The organism is Variovorax sp. 05T418 (genome assembly GCF_056396385.1).
Genome location: NZ_JBFTLJ010000008.1, coordinates 276,582 through 291,580, shown reverse-complemented (window position 1 = coordinate 291,580; position 14,999 = coordinate 276,582). Strand labels below are relative to the sequence as shown.

At 66.8% G+C, this 14,999-nt stretch carries 16 protein-coding genes; 10 read left to right on the top strand and 6 right to left on the bottom strand.

Features of this window, described 5'->3' with window-relative positions; all coding sequences use genetic code 11:
* Positions 1 to 149, top strand: a 149-nt coding sequence (locus tag AC1DMS_RS18525; RefSeq protein WP_478181598.1) for a Fe-Mn family superoxide dismutase, incomplete at its 5' end; no start/stop codon positions are given.
* A 31-nt stretch (positions 150 to 180) separates the two neighbouring features.
* Here AC1DMS_RS18525 and AC1DMS_RS18520 read toward each other — a convergent pair.
* Positions 181 to 558 carry a VOC family protein gene (locus AC1DMS_RS18520; protein WP_018905142.1) on the bottom strand — a complete coding sequence of 126 codons (378 nt, stop codon included), beginning with the start codon at positions 556 to 558 and terminating at the stop codon, positions 181 to 183.
* A gap of 256 nt (positions 559 to 814) precedes the next feature.
* Here AC1DMS_RS18520 and AC1DMS_RS18515 point away from each other — a divergent pair, with 256 nt between their 5' ends.
* Positions 815 to 1,792: a Bug family tripartite tricarboxylate transporter substrate binding protein gene (locus AC1DMS_RS18515; RefSeq protein WP_015867749.1), complete on the top strand. Its 978-nt coding sequence runs from the start codon at positions 815 to 817 to the stop codon at positions 1,790 to 1,792.
* A gap of 60 nt (positions 1,793 to 1,852) precedes the next feature.
* Positions 1,853 to 2,902 (top strand): MBL fold metallo-hydrolase, encoded by a 1,050-nt coding sequence (locus tag AC1DMS_RS18510; protein WP_478181593.1) that lies wholly within the window; start codon positions 1,853 to 1,855, stop codon positions 2,900 to 2,902.
* 62 nt (positions 2,903 to 2,964) lie between these two features.
* Here the strand turns inward: AC1DMS_RS18510 and AC1DMS_RS18505 are convergent, their stop codons facing one another.
* The 4 genes from AC1DMS_RS18505 to AC1DMS_RS18490 all read right to left on the bottom strand — a co-directional run bounded on the left by AC1DMS_RS18505 (position 2,965) and on the right by AC1DMS_RS18490 (position 5,332).
* A complete protein-coding gene (locus tag AC1DMS_RS18505; RefSeq protein WP_015867751.1) occupies positions 2,965 to 3,222 on the bottom strand; it encodes a hypothetical protein in 258 nt (85 codons plus the stop codon).
* Positions 3,223 to 3,244: 22 nt separating this feature from the next.
* Positions 3,245 to 4,015 carry an SDR family NAD(P)-dependent oxidoreductase gene (locus AC1DMS_RS18500; RefSeq protein WP_478181592.1) on the bottom strand — a complete coding sequence of 257 codons (771 nt, stop codon included), beginning with the start codon at positions 4,013 to 4,015 and terminating at the stop codon, positions 3,245 to 3,247.
* A gap of 61 nt (positions 4,016 to 4,076) precedes the next feature.
* Complete coding sequence (locus tag AC1DMS_RS18495) at positions 4,077 to 4,550, bottom strand: hypothetical protein (RefSeq protein ID WP_478084342.1); 474 nt, start codon at positions 4,548 to 4,550, stop codon at positions 4,077 to 4,079.
* The gene (locus AC1DMS_RS18490; RefSeq protein ID WP_478084344.1) at positions 4,547 to 5,332 is read right to left on the bottom strand and encodes a Crp/Fnr family transcriptional regulator; all 786 of its coding nucleotides are present in this window, start codon (positions 5,330 to 5,332) and stop codon (positions 4,547 to 4,549) included. The genes AC1DMS_RS18495 and AC1DMS_RS18490 overlap by 4 nt, the downstream gene beginning before the upstream one ends.
* Before the next feature lie 84 nt (positions 5,333 to 5,416).
* On the opposite strand from AC1DMS_RS18490, the gene AC1DMS_RS18485 reads away from it, so the two are divergent.
* From AC1DMS_RS18485 to AC1DMS_RS18455, 7 genes are all read left to right on the top strand, one after another.
* Positions 5,417 to 7,372 carry an AMP-dependent synthetase/ligase gene (locus AC1DMS_RS18485; protein ID WP_478181591.1) on the top strand — a complete coding sequence of 652 codons (1,956 nt, stop codon included), beginning with the start codon at positions 5,417 to 5,419 and terminating at the stop codon, positions 7,370 to 7,372.
* Positions 7,369 to 8,160: an ABC transporter ATP-binding protein gene (locus AC1DMS_RS18480; protein ID WP_478181590.1), complete on the top strand. Its 792-nt coding sequence runs from the start codon at positions 7,369 to 7,371 to the stop codon at positions 8,158 to 8,160. Before AC1DMS_RS18485 ends, AC1DMS_RS18480 begins: the two co-directional genes overlap by 4 nt.
* A 168-nt stretch (positions 8,161 to 8,328) precedes the next feature.
* Entirely contained in the window at positions 8,329 to 9,258 is a 930-nt protein-coding gene (locus AC1DMS_RS18475; RefSeq protein WP_015867757.1) for a branched-chain amino acid ABC transporter permease, read from the top strand.
* A gap of 93 nt (positions 9,259 to 9,351) precedes the next feature.
* Positions 9,352 to 10,416: a branched-chain amino acid ABC transporter permease gene (locus AC1DMS_RS18470; protein ID WP_436288190.1), complete on the top strand. Its 1,065-nt coding sequence runs from the start codon at positions 9,352 to 9,354 to the stop codon at positions 10,414 to 10,416.
* Positions 10,417 to 10,467: 51 nt separating this feature from the next.
* The gene (locus tag AC1DMS_RS18465) at positions 10,468 to 11,799 is read left to right on the top strand and encodes an ABC transporter substrate-binding protein (protein WP_015867759.1); all 1,332 of its coding nucleotides are present in this window, start codon (positions 10,468 to 10,470) and stop codon (positions 11,797 to 11,799) included.
* A gap of 86 nt (positions 11,800 to 11,885) precedes the next feature.
* Complete coding sequence (locus tag AC1DMS_RS18460) at positions 11,886 to 12,698, top strand: ABC transporter ATP-binding protein (protein ID WP_015867760.1); 813 nt, start codon at positions 11,886 to 11,888, stop codon at positions 12,696 to 12,698.
* Between the two features lie 327 nt (positions 12,699 to 13,025).
* Positions 13,026 to 14,276, top strand: a complete 1,251-nt coding sequence (locus AC1DMS_RS18455; RefSeq protein ID WP_478181589.1) for a phenylacetate--CoA ligase family protein — start codon at positions 13,026 to 13,028, stop codon at positions 14,274 to 14,276.
* 45 nt (positions 14,277 to 14,321) lie between these two features.
* Here AC1DMS_RS18455 and AC1DMS_RS18450 read toward each other — a convergent pair whose 3' ends face one another.
* On the bottom strand, positions 14,322 to 14,897 hold the full coding sequence (locus AC1DMS_RS18450; RefSeq protein ID WP_478181588.1) for a type 1 glutamine amidotransferase domain-containing protein: 576 nt from the start codon (positions 14,895 to 14,897) through the stop codon (positions 14,322 to 14,324).
* Between the last annotated feature and the right edge of the window lie 102 nt (positions 14,898 to 14,999).

Below are 14,999 nucleotides of genomic sequence, written 5' to 3'. Positions count from 1 at the left end.
CGCTGACCACCGGCGACACCCCGGTGCTGACGGTGGACGTCTGGGAGCACGCCTACTACATCGACTACCGCAACCTGCGCCCCAAGTTCGTCGAGACCTTCCTGGCCAAGCTGGTGAACTGGGACTTCGCGGCCAAGAACTTCGGCTGAGGAGCCGGGTCCGGCCCGGCGGGCATCCTCATCACCCGTTGATGAGGTTGAGGATGTTGCCGTCCGGGTCCTTGAACCATGCGACCTTCATGTCGCCCATGACATGGATGTCGCCTTCGAGCTTTGCGCCGGGCATGTCGTAGTGCTCGAAGCGCACGCCCTTGGCCTTGAGCGCGGCCACGAGCCGCTCGATCTCGCCATCGACCGGCCAGGTCACGGCCGTGGCCTGGTTGGTGCCCGCAAAGGCCGAGCGGTACACGTTGATGCGCGAGTTGCCGCTGCGGTAGACGATCACCTCGTCGCCCTCGGCATCGACCTGCGCCAGCCCCAGCGTGCCTTCATAGAAACGGCGCGCCACGGCAAGGTCCTTCACCGCGAGATTGGCCACCGCGTTGATGTTTCCGAGCATGAGAGTCTCCTGTGAAGCCCATCGCGCAGTGGACGCGCGGCGGGCGAGCCAAAAATACTCAACCATTTGGTGGAGTATTTGGCGTTGGCGGGCTGCTGTCAATCCATCGGAAAATACCCCGCCAGCCGATATGGGCCCCATCGCGAATGAAGAATCCGCAAGGCCCCGCTTCCGGCACACTGCACCCCCGGTGCAGTGACCGCCATCCACGGCTGCTGCAACCCCGAATCGCTCAGACAAAGAGACAAGCAAACCCATGATCCGCAGACACTTCGGCACGCTGGCCATCGCGCTGGCACTTCCCCTGGCCTTCACCGCCCCTGCGCAGGCACAGTCCTACCCCGCCAAGCCCATTCGCATGGTCGTGCCCTTCCCGCCCGGCGGCGGCACCGACATCCTGGCGCGGCTGGTCGCGCAGAAGCTCACCGAGGCCAACCACTGGACCGTGGTGCCCGACAACCGCGGCGGCGCCGGCGGCACCATCGGCATTGCGGAGGCCGCGCGCGCCGCGCCCACGGGCTACGACATCGTGATGGGCCAGAAGGACAACATGGTCGTCGCGCCCTGGCTCTACAAGAACCTGAGCTACAACCCGGTGAAGGACCTCACGGCCGTGGCGCACGTGGCCTACACGCCGGTGGTGATCGTCACGCAGGCCAACTCGAAGTTCAAGACGCTCGACGACGTGGTGAAAGCCGCGCGCGCGGCGCCCGACACCGTCACCTACGGCTCGCCCGGCAACGGCACCACCATCCACCTGGCCGGCGAGATCTTCAACAGCGCCGCCCAGATCAAGATGCGCCACGTGCCCTACAAGGGCTCCAACGCGGCGATGATGGACGTGCTCGCGGGCAACGTCGACCTGATGGTGTCGTCGGTGCCCTCGGCGCTGGCGCAGATCAAGGCGGGCAAGCTGCGCCCGCTGGCCGTGACCTCGGCCAAGCGCAGCACCTCGCTGCCCGAGACGCCCACCGTGGCCGAGCTCGGCTACAAGGGCTTCGACGTGTCGACCTGGTACGGCCTCTTCGTGCCCGCCAAGACGCCGAAGGACGTGATCGCCACGCTGAATACCGAAGTCAACAAGCTGCTGGCCACGCCCGAAATGAAGGCCGCCATCATCGCGCAGGGCGCCGAGCCGCAGAGCATGACGCCCGAACAGTTCCAGTCGCTGCTGAAGACCGACTACGAGAAGTGGAAGGGCATCGTGCAAGCCTCGGGCGCGACCATCGAATAAGCGCGGCCGCCGCACAATGGCGTCTCCACCACAGGCCGCAGCGACGGCACGGAGACACCGATGGCAGCACAGCGCAAGAGTTCGAAGAACAACACCCTCCTGCTGAAGGCCACCACCCTGGCAGCGGTGGCCGCCCTGGTGCAGGGCTGCGCGCAGACGCCGGCCGGCACCACCGCAGGGCTGCCCGCCACCCCGTCGGAGGCCAGCGTGGCGGCCCATGTGGCCACGGCCACGCGCGCGGCCGGCACCGACCTCAAGGCCCTGCTGACCCTGTGCCAGCCTGCCCCTGCCGCCCGGCCGCCGCAGGACGCGCTCGACAAGAGCCTCACCGGCTTCATCAACCGGCCCGCGCCGCCGCCGGGCCAGGCCTTCGACAACCTGTACTTCGTGGGTGCCGACTGGGTCAGCGCCTGGGCGATCAAGACCTCGCAGGGCATCATCCTGATCGATGCGCTCAACACCCAGGCCGAGGCCGCGGCGCTGATCGAAGGCGGCATGCGCAGGCTGGGGCTCGACCCGGCGCAGATCAAGTACGTGATCGTGACGCATGGCCACGGCGACCACTACGGCGGCGCCAGCTACCTCGCGCAGAAGTACCGCGCACGCGTGGTGATGAGCGAGGCCGACTGGACCATGACCGAGACCAGGCTTGAATTCGCGACGCCGATCTGGGGCGCGCCGCCCAAGCGCGACATCTCGGCAAAGGACGGCGACCGCATCACGCTCGGCGACACCAGCGTCACGCTGTACCTCACGCCGGGCCACACCATGGGCACGATCTCGCCGGTGTTCGACGTGAGCGCGGGCGGGCGCAAGCACCGCGCAATGCTCTGGGGCGGCACCGGCTTCAATTTCGGCAAGGACGTGCCGCGGCTGGACGCCTACATCGGCGCCACGCAGCGCATGGGCGCGATCGCGCAGAGCCAGCGCGTCGACGTGCTGCTGTCGAACCATTCGAACATCGACGGCTCGCAGGCCAAGCTCGCCGCGCTGCGGCAGCAGCCTGCGCCGACGGCGAATCCGTTCGTGCTCGGCACACCGACGGTGGAGCGCGCGCTGGCGGTGATGGGTGAATGCGCGCAGGCGCAGCGCGACAGGTTCTTGCTGTAGTGACGCCGCTGTGCCCCCACCCCAACCCTCCCCCGGAAGGGGAGGGAGAAATACAGGAGAGATCAGTCCGGCGTGAACTTCTTGTTGAAGATGTCGACGTCCGATGCCAGCTCGAAGGTCGCCACCTGGCCCATCTTGCCGTCGCTGAGGCGGCAGGCGGAGAACAGGCTGTAGCGGCCCTTGAAGTAGAACTCGTCCATCACGATCAGCGCGTACGGATACGGCACGAAGACCTGGTGCTCGAAGATGACGCGGTGCACGTTCCTCGGCGACGGAAAGAGCTTGTAGTCGCCGGTATCGATCGACTTTGCTGTGGCCATGGTGTGCTCTCCTTGCCGGCGCTCAGGCCGGGTCGCGCACGTCGGCCACGGGGTTGCGGCCGAAGTCTTCGCGCGCCAGGTACCCAAGCACCTTGGCCGCGGCGGCGGCCGGGCTGTCGAGGCGGCCTTCCTCCTTCATGCTCACGAAGCGCGTGCGGTCCGGAAACTTCTCGTCCGATGCGCCGCGCAGCTGCACCTGCATGTCGGTGTCGATGATGCCGGGCGCAAGCGAGACGATGCGCGCGCCGTTCGGTGCTGCGGCAGCCTCCTCGAGCGCCACGGCGCGCGAGAAGTGGTCCATGCCGGCCTTGGCCGCGCAGTACGGCGCCTGGCTGCCCATGGCATTGCGCCCGAGGCCTGACGAGATGTTGAGCACCTTGCGCGCACCGCGCCATTCGCGCGTGGCGCCCAGGAAGGCAGCCGTCAGCAGCATCGGCGCTTCGAGGCCGATGCGCAGTGCCTGCGACAGCTCGGTGCCGACCGCGCTCGCGAGCGGTGCGGGGTTGCCGACGGTGCCGGCGTTGTTGATCAGGGTCACGCTGTCGAAGCGCTGGCCGTCGAGCGTTTCGAGCCAGGCCGAGAGGCGCGCCGATGCGGCCACCGGATCGGACAGGTCCTGCTCCCACTGGATGAGTTCTGCGCCGGCCTGTTGCGCGACCTGCGCAAGCTGCGGCTCCTGCCTGCGCGAAATGCCGAGCACCGTGTGGCCCGCCTGCAGCAGCTGCTCGGCCATGGCGCGGCCCAGGCCGCGCGAGGCGCCGGTGATGAGGGTGAGGTGGGAAGAAGCGGTCATCGGGAAAAGAGTCTTTCTGGAACGAAGGCGCGAGGTTAAGCGGTATAGGGAGGCCCCGGGCTCAGCCGGTGCGGAACTGGTTGCGCAGGAAGTTGCGGTGCCGCGCGATGTGCTGCAGCTGCGCCGGCGCGATGGTGCCGCCAAGGTCGACCTCGTCGGCCCCGTTGAGCACCGCGTTGGCATGGGTCATTGCACGCGCCACGACCTCTTCCTCGCTCAGGCCGAGCTGCGCGGCCAGGTCGAGCGCCACGCGGCGCATGGCGCGCTGCGAGAGCATCCACATTGCGCCGAAGCGGTCCCAGGCGAGCGCGGCCTCGTCGGCCTTCTCGCGCTCGGCAAGGATCTCGGCGAGCGGCTTGGCCAGCACCGCATCGAGCGCGTCGATCTTCTCGGTGAGCGCCTCGTTGCGCGCGATGGCTCCCTCGAGCGTCGGGCCGGTGTCTGCGGCCTTGGCCTTTGCTGGCGCCTCGGGCGGCGGAATGAAGGCGGCCTGCGCATCCGCGGGCACGATCTGGAGCTGGTCTTCGAGGGTCATGGGGTTTCCGTTTCGGGTGAGCGGCTGTTGCTGCTGTTCTTCTTGTTCGACATCGCGCTCGCGCGCAGGCCCGGCAGGTCGAGCACGCGCAGCCCACCGTACTCCACCCGGATCAACCCCTCTGCCGACAGGCCGTTGAGCGCCTCGTTCACGCGCTGGCGCGACAGGCCGACCAGATAGGCCAGCTCCTGCTGCGTGATGCGCAGCACCTCGCCCACGCCCGGGTAGAGCACCGGGTTGAACAGCGAGACGAGGTTGCGCGCCACGCGCGCGTCGGGGTTGTTGAGCCGGTCGATCTCCAGCGCCGCAATGAACTGGCCGAGCCGCTCGTTGAGCTGGTTCATCACGAAGCGGTTGAAGCCGATCGAATGATCGAGCAGCCAGTGGAAGCTCTCGATCGGCAGCCCCGCCACCACGCTGCGCCGCAGCGCCTGGATGTTGTAGCGGTAGGGCTCGCGCTTCATCACCGTGCCTTCGCCGAACCAGCCGCCCGGCGGCACGCCGGTGTAGGTGACGGAGCCGCCGTCGGCGTTGTCGTTGCTCATCTTGAGCAGGCCCTCGACCACGCCGAACCAGTAGGTGGGCGAGCGGCCGACGCGGCAGACCAGGTCGCCGACCTCGGCCTCGCCCACCACCAGCGCGGCTTCGGCGCGGCGGCGCTCGGCCGGTGTGAGCGTGGGCAGCCACGGGATGCCGCCGAGTTCGGCACTGCTAGGGGGACGAACTCGGTCCTTGATGGAACCGCCCAGCACGTTGCGTTGATTGGGATTGCCGTGAGGCATCGGGAAACTCCGGGGAGTAGTGTCCCTAGGATTGTCGTTGGAACGACAACACGGCGTCAAAGTGGGGCCTACGATCCGCCCACTGTGCAAACCACCGCCCCCACCTTTCCCCGTCTGCTGCTTGCGCATGCGCAAGCCCAGCCCCAGGCGCCCGCCATCCGCGAGAAGGATCTCGGCATCTGGCAAACCTGGAGCTGGAGCGCCGTGGCGCAGGAAGTGCGCGAAATGGCCTGCGGCCTCGCGAGCCTGGGCTTCAAGCCCTTCGACAACCTGTCCATCGTGGGCGCCAACCGCCCGCACCTGTACATGGCGGTGCTCGCGGCGCAGAGCCTGCGCGGCGTGCCGGTGCCGCTCTACCAGGACGCGGTGGCCAGCGAGATGGTCTTCATGCTGCAGGACGCGGCCATCGACTTCGTGATCGTCGAGGACCAGGAGCAGGTCGACAAGCTGCTCGAATGCCGCGAGCTGCAGAAGGACCAGCAGCACGGCATCCGCCACATCATCTACGACGACCCCAAGGGCCTGCGCCACTACGACCAGCCCGGGCTCATGAGCTACGAGCAGCTGCGCGAGCTGGGCCGTGAATTCGACAAGACCCATGTCGGCTACTACGACCGCGCGGTGGCGAGCGGCGAGGCCACCGACGTCGGCGTGATCCTCTACACATCGGGCACCACCGGCCGCCCCAAGGGCGTGTGCCAGACGCATGCGAGCTTCATCGCGGCAGGCCGCGGCGGCGTGGAGACCGACAGGCTCGGCCCCGGCGACAACATCATGAGCTACCTGCCAATGGCCTGGGTCGGCGACCACCTGTTCTCGGTCGCGCAGTGGCTGGTGGGCGGCTTCACGCTCAACTGCCCCGAGTCGTCCGAAACGGTGATGAACGACATGCGCGAGATCGGGCCGAGCTACTACTTCGGCCCGCCGCGCACCTTCGAGGGCCTGCTCACGGCCGTGTCGATCCGCATGGAAGACGCGGCCGCACCCAAGCGCTGGCTGTACGGCAAGTTCATGGCGCTCGCGCAGCGCGTGGGCGCGGACATCCTCAACGGCGCGCCGGTGGGCACGGGCGACCGGCTGATGTACGGCCTTGGCAACCTGCTGGTCTACGGGCCGCTGCGCAACGTGCTGGGCATGAGCCGCATCCGCGTGGCCTACACGGCCGGCGCGGCCATCGGGCCGGACCTGTTCCGCTTCTACCGCTCGATCGGCGTCAACCTCAAGCAGTTCTACGGCCAGACCGAGACCTGCGCCTATGTGTGCCTGCAGCAGGACGGCAAGGTCAAGCTGCAGACCGTGGGCACGGCCGCGCCGGGCATCGAACTCAAGATCGCCGAAGACGGCGAAGTGCTGGTGCGCGGCGTCTCGGTGCTCAAGGAATACTACAAGCGCCCCGACGCCACGGCCGAGGTGCTCGACGCCAACGGCTACTTCCACACCGGCGACGCGGGCGTGCTCGACAGCGAGGGGCACCTGCGCATCATCGACCGCGCGAAAGACGTGGGCAAGCTCGCGAGCGGCGCGATCTTTGCGCCCAACTACATCGAGAACAAGCTCAAGTTCTTCCCGCAGATCAAGGAAGCCGTGTGCTTCGGCAACGCACGCGACGAGGTCTGCGCGGCCATCAACATCGACTTCGAGGCGGTGGGCAACTGGGCCGAGCGGCGCGGCCTGGCCTACGGCGGCTACGTCGACCTGGCCGGCAAGCCCGAGGTGCTGGCGCTCATCGCCGAATGCATTGCCAAGGTGAATGCCGACCTGGCGAGCGAAGACGGCATGGGCGAGACGCAGATCGCGCGCTTCCTGGTGCTGCACAAGGAGCTCGACCCCGACGACGACGAGCTCACGCGCACGCGCAAGGTGCGCCGCGGCTTCATCGCCGAGAAGTACGCGGTGCTGGTCAGTGCGCTCTACGGCGGCAAGACCGAGCAGTACATCGAGACCCAGGTCAAGTTCGAGGATGGACGCACGGGCGTGGTGAGCGCCACGCTGAAGATCGTCGAGGCCCGGACCTTCCCCATCGTGAAGGCCGCGGCATGAGCAGCAACAACAGAAAAGTCGGCGACGTCATCCTCGACGTGCAGAACATCAGCTTGAGCTTCGGCGGCGTGAAGGCGCTCACGGACATCAGCTTCAACGTGCGCGAGCACGAGGTGCGGGCCATCATCGGCCCCAATGGCGCGGGCAAGAGCTCGATGCTCAACTGCATCAACGGCGTCTACTGGCCGCAGCAGGGCTCCATCACTTTCCGCGGCCAGACCTTCAAGCACATGAACTCGCGCCAGGTGGCCGAGATGGGCGTGGCGCGCACCTTCCAGAACCTGGCGCTCTTCAAGGGCATGAGCGTGCTCGACAACATCATGACGGGGCGCAACCTCAAGATGAAGAGCGGCCTGCTCGCGCAGGCGCTGCGCTGGGGACCGGCCGAGCGCGAGGAGCTGCAGCACCGCGAGTTCGTCGAGCACATCATCGACTTCCTGGAGATCCAGGCGCACCGCAAGACGCCGGTCGGCCGCCTGCCCTACGGCCTGCAAAAGCGCGTCGACCTGGGCCGCGCGCTCGCGATGGAGCCGCAGGTGCTCTTGCTCGACGAGCCGATGGCCGGCATGAACGTGGAGGAGAAGCAGGACATGAGCCGCTTCATCCTCGACGTGAACGACGAGTTCGGCGCGACCATCGTCCTCATCGAGCACGACATGGGCGTGGTGATGGACATCTCCGACCGCGTGGTGGTGCTGGACTACGGCAAGAAGATCGGCGACGGCACGCCCCACGAGGTGCGCAACAACGAAGACGTGATCCGGGCATACCTGGGCGTGGAGCACTGACGCCATGCCACACCCGACCCTGATGCATTGCTCCTTCCCCTCCCGGGGGAAGGCTGGGATGGGGGCACGACAGCCCTCGCAATACAGCCGCGCCTCATCGAGCGCCGCGAGCCCCCACCCCAACCCTCCCCCGGAAGGGGAGGGAGAAAAACAAGAGAGACATTGACCATGGGCTTTTTCCTCGAAACCCTGTTCGGCGGCCTGATGGTCGGCATGCTCTATTCGCTGATCGCGATCGGCTTCGTGCTGATCTACAAGGCCTCGGGCGTCTTCAACTTTGCGCAGGGCGCGATGGTGCTGTTCGCGGCGCTGGCAATGGCGCGCTTTGCCGAATGGTTCCCGCAGTGGTTCGGCTTCGAAAGCCAGGTGCTCGCGAACATCCTGGCCTTCATCGCGGCCATGGGAGTGATGGTGATCGTGGCCTGGCTGATCGAGCGGCTCGCGCTCAGCAAGCTGGTGAACCAGGAAGGCATCACGCTGCTGATGGCCACGCTGGGCATTGCCTACTTCCTCGATGGCGTGGGCCAGACGATCTTCGGCAACGACATCTACAAGATCGACGTGGGCATGCCCAAGGAACCGCTGATGGTGCTGCAGGGCACCTTCCAGGGCGGCCTGCTGCTGAGCCAGGAAGACCTGGTGGCCGCGCTGGTGGCCGCGGGCCTGGTGGTGGTGCTGGCCGTGTTCTTCCAGAAGACCGCCACGGGCCGCGCCCTTCGCGCCGTGGCCGACGACCACCAGGCCGCGCAGTCGATCGGCATTCCGCTCAAGCGCATCTGGGTGATCGTGTGGTCGGTGGCGGGCTTCTCGGCGCTGGTGGCCGGGGTCATCTGGGGCTCGAAGCTGGGCGTGCAGTTCTCGCTCTCGCTAGTGGCGCTGAAGGCGCTGCCGGTGGTGATCCTGGGCGGACTCACCTCGATACCGGGCGCGATCATCGGCGGGCTGCTGATCGGCGTGGGCGAGAAGCTTTCTGAAATTTATCTCGGCCCCATGCTCGGTGGCGGCATCGAGATCTGGTTCGCCTACGTTCTTGCCTTGGTGTTCTTGCTGGTTCGCCCGCAAGGCCTGTTCGGCGAAAAAATTATTGATCGCGTATGAAATACGAGATCAACAATTTTTCGGTGAAGGCTAACTTGCGAAGCAAGTTGAGCGAAGCGGGCCGCAACCAAAAGATCATCGATCGGGTTTGAGATGTTTTACAGAGAAAACGGCCAGTTCAAGTCGAGCTACCGCGCCGACCAGCAGATCTTCCCGATCGCGCAGGACCGCATCGCCATCCTGGTGCTGCTGCTCGCGGCCTTCGTCGCGGTGCCGCTGGGCGTATCGGACTACTGGATGCGCGCCATTCTCACGCCCTTTCTGATCCTGTCGCTCGCGGCGCTGGGCCTCAACATCCTGGTCGGCTACTGCGGGCAGATCTCGCTCGGCACCGGCGCCTTCATGGCGGTGGGCGCGTATGCGGCCTACAACTTCCAGGTGCGCATCGACGGCATGCCGCTGATCGCCTCGCTGCTGCTGGGCGGCCTGTGCGCCACGGTGATCGGCGTGCTGTTCGGCATTCCGAGCCTGCGCATCAAAGGGCTCTACCTGGCGGTGGCCACGCTGGCGGCGCAGTTCTTTACCGACTGGGCGTTCCTGCGCATCCAGTGGTTCACCAACAATTCGTCGTCGGGTTCGGTGAGCGTGGCGGGGCTCAACGTGTTCGGCGTGCCGATCGAATCGCCGGTGCAGAAGTATCTGTTCTGCCTGATCTTCGTGGTGGTGTTCGCGCTGCTCGCGAAGAACCTGGTGCGCAGCGCCATCGGCCGCGAATGGATGGCGATGCGCGACATGGACGTGGCGGCCGCGGTGATCGGCATCCGCCCGGTGTACGCCAAGCTCACGGCCTTTGCAGTGAGCAGCTTCATCGTGGGCGTGGCGGGCGCGCTGTGGGGCTTCATCCACCTGGGCGCGTGGGAGCCGGCAGCGTTCAGCATCGACCGCTCGTTCCAGCTGCTGTTCATGGTGATCATCGGCGGGCTCGGCTCGATCATGGGCAGCTTCTTCGGCGCCGCGTTCATCGTGCTGCTGCCGCTCTTCTTGAACCAGTTGCCGGGATGGCTGGGCTTCTCGATCTCCACCGCGCTGGCCTCGCACCTGGAGACCATGATCTTCGGCGCGCTGATCGTTTTCTTCCTGATCGTCGAGCCGCACGGGCTGGCGCGGCTGTGGTCCACCGCCAAGGAAAAGTTGCGGCTCTGGCCCTTCCCCCACTGATTTTTCCGTTCGTAGAAACCGGCACCGAGGTGCCCACATAAGGAGACAGGCATGAAACTGAAATCGCTCGCTCTGACCGCCGCCCTGGTGGCCAGCACCCTCGGCGCGCTGCTTGCGCCATCGCTCGCCCAGGCGCAGGCCAAGGAACAGTTCTTTCCGCTGCTGGTGTACCGCACCGGCCCCTATGCGCCCAACGGCACGCCCTGGGCCAACGGCAAGCAGGACTACATCAAGTACATCAACGCCACCGGCGGCATCAACGGCGTGAAGATCACGTACGAAGAGTGCGAGACCGGCTACGCCACCGACAAGGGCGTGGAGTGCTACGAGCGCCTGAAGGGCCGCCCCGGCGTGACGCTGTTCGACCCGCAGGCCACCGGCATCACCTTTGCGCTGACCGACAAGGTGCCCACCGACAAGATCCCGCTCATCACGCTGGGCTACGGGCTGTCGGCGTCGCAGGACGGCAGCGTGTTCAAGTGGAACTTCCCGCTGATGGGCAGCTACTGGACCGCGGCCGACATCCTGATCCAGCACATCGGCAAGAAGGAAGGCGGCATGGACAAGCTCAAGGGCAAGAAGATCGCCCTCGTGTACCACGACTCGCCGTTCGGCAAGGAGCCGATCCCGCTGCTGCAGGAGCGCGCCAAGCAGAACGGCTTCGAGCTGTCGCTGATTCCGGTCACCGCGCCCGGCGTGGAGCAGAAGTCCGCCTGGCTGCAGGTGCGCCAGTCGCGGCCCGACTACGTACTGCTGTGGGGCTGGGGCGTGATGAACTCCACCGCGCTGAAGGAAGCCGTGGCCACCGGCTATCCGCGCGAGAAGATGTATGGCGTGTGGTGGGCCGGCGCCGAGCCCGACGTGAAGGACGTGGGCGCCAACGCCAAGGGCTACAACGCGCTGGCGCTCAACACCTCGGGCACCGAGCCGAAGGTGATCCAGGAAATCCTCAAGCAGGTGCACGACAAGGGCCAGGGCACGGGGCCGAAGGACGAAGTGGGCTCGGTGCTCTACACCCGCGGCGTGATCATCCAGATGCTGGGCGTCGAAGCCGTGAAGCGCGCGCAGGAGCGCTTCGGCAAGGGCAAGGTCATGACCGGCGAGCAGGTGCGCTGGGGCATGGAGAACCTCGCGCTCGACCAGAAGAAGCTCGATTCGCTGGGCTTCTCGGGCGTGCTGCGCCCGCTCGGCACCTCGTGCCAGGACCACATGGGCTCGACCTGGGCGCGCGTGCACACCTGGGACGGCGCCAAGTGGGGCGGCATGTCCGACTGGTACCAGGCCGACGAGCAGATCATCAAGCCGATGGTGAAGGTGGCGGCCGAGAAGTACGCGGGCGAAAAGAAGCTCACGCGCCGCGACGCAGCCGACTGCAGCATGTGACGGCTTGAGGAACCGTGGCGGCTCGCGAGAGCCGCCATTCGAAAGAACAGCCTCTTGTTGTTCTTTCGAATGCTTCGGACCACACCATGAGCGAACCCAACATCATCCTCAATGTCAACGGCATCGAGGTCATCTACAACCACGTGATCCTCGTTCTCAAGGGCGTGTCCCTCACGGTGCCCGAAGGCGGCATCGTGGCGCTGCTCGGCGGCAACGGCGCGGGCAAGACGACCACCTTGCGCGCGGTAAGCAACCTGCTCGCGGGCGAGCGCGGCGCGGTCACCAAGGGCACCATCGAGCTGCGCGGCGAACGCATCGAGGCGCTGTCCCCCGCCGAGCTGGTGAAGCGCGGGCTGATCCAGGTGATGGAGGGCCGCCACTGCTTCGCGCACCTGACGATCGAGGAAAACCTGATGACCGGCGCCTACACGCGCAGCGACGGCAAGGCCGCGGTGCAGCAGACGCTGGAGAAGGTGTATGCGTATTTCCCGCGGCTGAAGACCCGGCGCACTTCGCAGGCGGCCTACACCTCGGGCGGCGAGCAGCAGATGTGCGCCATCGGCCGCGCGCTGATGGCCAACCCGAACATGGTGCTGCTCGACGAGCCCTCGATGGGCCTGGCGCCGCAGATCGTGGAAGAGGTGTTCGAGATCGTGAAGGACCTCAACACCAAGGAACGCGTGACCTTCCTGCTGGCCGAGCAGAACACCAACATGGCGCTGCGCTATGCCGACTACGGCTACATCCTGGAGAACGGCCGCATCGTGATGGACGGGCCGGCCAAGAGCCTGCGCGAGAACGAGGACGTGAAGGAGTTCTACCTTGGCGTGGGCGGTGCGGACCGCAAGAGCTTTCGCGACGTCAAAAGCTACAAGCGCCGGAAAAGGTGGCTGGCTTGAAACGTCGGAGTGTCTTTGTTCAGGGCGCGCTCCCGCCGACGGGGTACCTTGCTCCGCGAATGTCCCCCGCCCTTCGGGCTCCTCCTTTATTTCGCTGCGCAAGGCACCCCATCGACGTGAGCGTTTTCAGAGCACTGGTTGATCAGCCGCAAACCAGCGGCGTGCCCTGTGCACAGGGCATCGGGTGCTCCCCGCAGCGAAATCAAGGAGGAGGCCGCAGGCCGGGGGACATTCGCGGAGGGGAGTACCCGGTGGCCTGGGCACGCGCCACGAACGCTTCCGCATTTGGATTTCCCGCCTCGCAATTCCAGAAATGAAGGTACGGACATGACCGACCATTACGACAAGCTAGAAATCCGCGACCCCGCCGAACGCGAGCGCGACCTGCTCGCCGCATTGCCGAAGCACATCGCGCAGGCCCAGACCGCCGCGCCCGCGTTCGCCAAGATCCTCGATGGCGTGAAGCCCGCCGACATCACCACGCGCGAGGCGCTCGCCAGGCTGCCCGTCACGCGCAAGGCCGAACTGCTCGAATTGCAGAAGCAGCGCCGCGCCGACGATCCCTTCGGCGGCTTTTCCGCCATCGGCCGCGGTGCCCGCATGCCGCGCGTGTTCGCGAGCCCCGGCACCATCTACGAGCCCGAGGGCGAGGCGCGCGACTACTGGCGCACGGCGCGCGCGCTGCATGCCGCGGGCTTTCGCGGCGGCGAGCTCATCCACAACAGCTTCAGCTACCACATGACGCCCGCCGGCTCCATCATGGAAAGCGGCGCGCGCGCCCTGGGCTGCACCGTGTTCGCGGGCGGCACCGGCCAGACCGAGCAGCAGCTCGAAGCCATGGCCGACCTGAAGCCCGAAGGCTATGCGGGCACGCCGAGCTTCCTCAAGATCCTGCTGGAAAAGGCCGAGGAAAAAGGCCTGAAGCTGCCCTCGCTCACCAAGGCGCTGGTGTCGGGCGAAGCCTTTCCGCCGAGCCTGCACGACTGGATCGCCGCGCATGGCGTGCAGGGCACCCAGTGCTACGCCACCGCCGACCTGGGCCTGGTCGCCTACGAGACCAGCGCGCGCGAAGGCCTGGTGCTCGATGAAGGCGTGCTGGTCGAGATCGTGCGGCCCGGCACCGGCGACCCGGTGCCCGACGGCGAGGTCGGCGAGATCGTCGTGACCACCTTCAACCCCGACTATCCGCTGGTGCGCTTTGGCACCGGCGATCTTTCCGCCGTGCTCGCGGGCACCTGCCCCACCGGCCGCACCAACAAGCGCATCAAGGGTTGGCTCGGCCGCGCCGACCAGACCACCAAGGTGCGCGGCATGTTCGTGCACCCCTCGCAGGTGGCGGAGATCGCGCGCCGCTTTCCGGAAGTGCAGCGCGCGCGCCTCGTGGTCTCGGGCGAGATGGGCGACGACCAGATGACCTTCAGGCTCGAATGCGCAGCCGGTGCGCCGGCCGGGCTCGATGCGCGCATTGCCGATGCGGTGCGCGAGGTGACCAAGCTGCGCGGCACCATCGAGCTGGTGGCGCCGGGCACGCTGCCGAACGACGGCAAGGTGATCGAGGACGCGCGCAGCTACAAGTAGCGGCGGTCCCCGGGCAGGCGCCGCGCGCGCTTCACCGCCCGATGCTCAATGGATCGCAGCCTCGTGCGCGAGCTCGAACATCGTCGTCATCTCGCGGATGAACGCGGGCAGGTCGCCGGGCCTGCGGCTCGTCACCAGGCCGCTGTCGACCACCACCTCCTTGTCGACCCACTTTGCGCCGGCGTTGTGCAGGTCGGCGCGCAGTGAAGGCCACGAGGTCATCCTGCGCCCCTTCACGCCGCCGGCATCGATGAGCGTCCAGGGCCCGTGGCAGATGGCCGCGATGGGCTTGCCCGACTCGACGAAGGCACGCACGAAGGCCACGGCCTTCTGGTTGATGCGCAGCGCGTCGGGGTTGGCGACGCCGCCGGGCAGCAGCAGCGCGTCGAAGTCCTCGGCATCGGCGTTCTTGAGCGGCACGTCGACCTCGAAGGTGTCGGCGGGCTCGAGCTGCTTCCAGGCACGCACGCTGCCGTCGAGCGGCGAAACGATCTGCGTCTGTGCGCCGGCCAGCTCAAGCGCCTTGCGCGGCTCGGCCATCTCGGCCTGCTCGAAGCCGTCCGCCACGAGGATGGCAACCTTCATTCCGTCCAGTGAAGAAGAAGAGATGGTGGTGGGCATGGGTGAGTCACTCCTTGAAGGTGGTTCTTTTGATGGCAATGACACTTCACCCTAGGGCCCGCGCCCGCAGCGCGCATCGGCGCGCGCCGGGTCCGCCTGTCG

Bases quoted from the DNA above. Each gene is read 5' to 3' on its own strand.
- AC1DMS_RS18465 (WP_015867759.1), top strand. From the start codon at position 10,468: ATGAAACTGAAATCGCTCGCTCTGACCGCCGCCCTGGTGGCCAGCACC.
- AC1DMS_RS18495 (WP_478084342.1), bottom strand. From the start codon at position 4,550: ATGACCCTCGAAGACCAGCTCCAGATCGTGCCCGCGGATGCGCAGGCC.
- AC1DMS_RS18510 (WP_478181593.1), top strand. From the start codon at position 1,853: ATGGCAGCACAGCGCAAGAGTTCGAAGAACAACACCCTCCTGCTGAAG.
- AC1DMS_RS18450 (WP_478181588.1), bottom strand. From the start codon at position 14,897: ATGCCCACCACCATCTCTTCTTCTTCACTGGACGGAATGAAGGTTGCC.
- AC1DMS_RS18455 (WP_478181589.1), top strand. From the start codon at position 13,026: ATGACCGACCATTACGACAAGCTAGAAATCCGCGACCCCGCCGAACGC.
- AC1DMS_RS18480 (WP_478181590.1), top strand. From the start codon at position 7,369: ATGAGCAGCAACAACAGAAAAGTCGGCGACGTCATCCTCGACGTGCAG.
- AC1DMS_RS18475 (WP_015867757.1), top strand. From the start codon at position 8,329: ATGGGCTTTTTCCTCGAAACCCTGTTCGGCGGCCTGATGGTCGGCATG.
- AC1DMS_RS18490 (WP_478084344.1), bottom strand. From the start codon at position 5,332: ATGCCTCACGGCAATCCCAATCAACGCAACGTGCTGGGCGGTTCCATC.
- AC1DMS_RS18515 (WP_015867749.1), top strand. From the start codon at position 815: ATGATCCGCAGACACTTCGGCACGCTGGCCATCGCGCTGGCACTTCCC.
- AC1DMS_RS18520 (WP_018905142.1), bottom strand. From the start codon at position 558: ATGCTCGGAAACATCAACGCGGTGGCCAATCTCGCGGTGAAGGACCTT.
- AC1DMS_RS18505 (WP_015867751.1), bottom strand. From the start codon at position 3,222: ATGGCCACAGCAAAGTCGATCGATACCGGCGACTACAAGCTCTTTCCG.
- AC1DMS_RS18460 (WP_015867760.1), top strand. From the start codon at position 11,886: ATGAGCGAACCCAACATCATCCTCAATGTCAACGGCATCGAGGTCATC.
- AC1DMS_RS18500 (WP_478181592.1), bottom strand. From the start codon at position 4,015: ATGACCGCTTCTTCCCACCTCACCCTCATCACCGGCGCCTCGCGCGGC.
- AC1DMS_RS18470 (WP_436288190.1), top strand. From the start codon at position 9,352: ATGTTTTACAGAGAAAACGGCCAGTTCAAGTCGAGCTACCGCGCCGAC.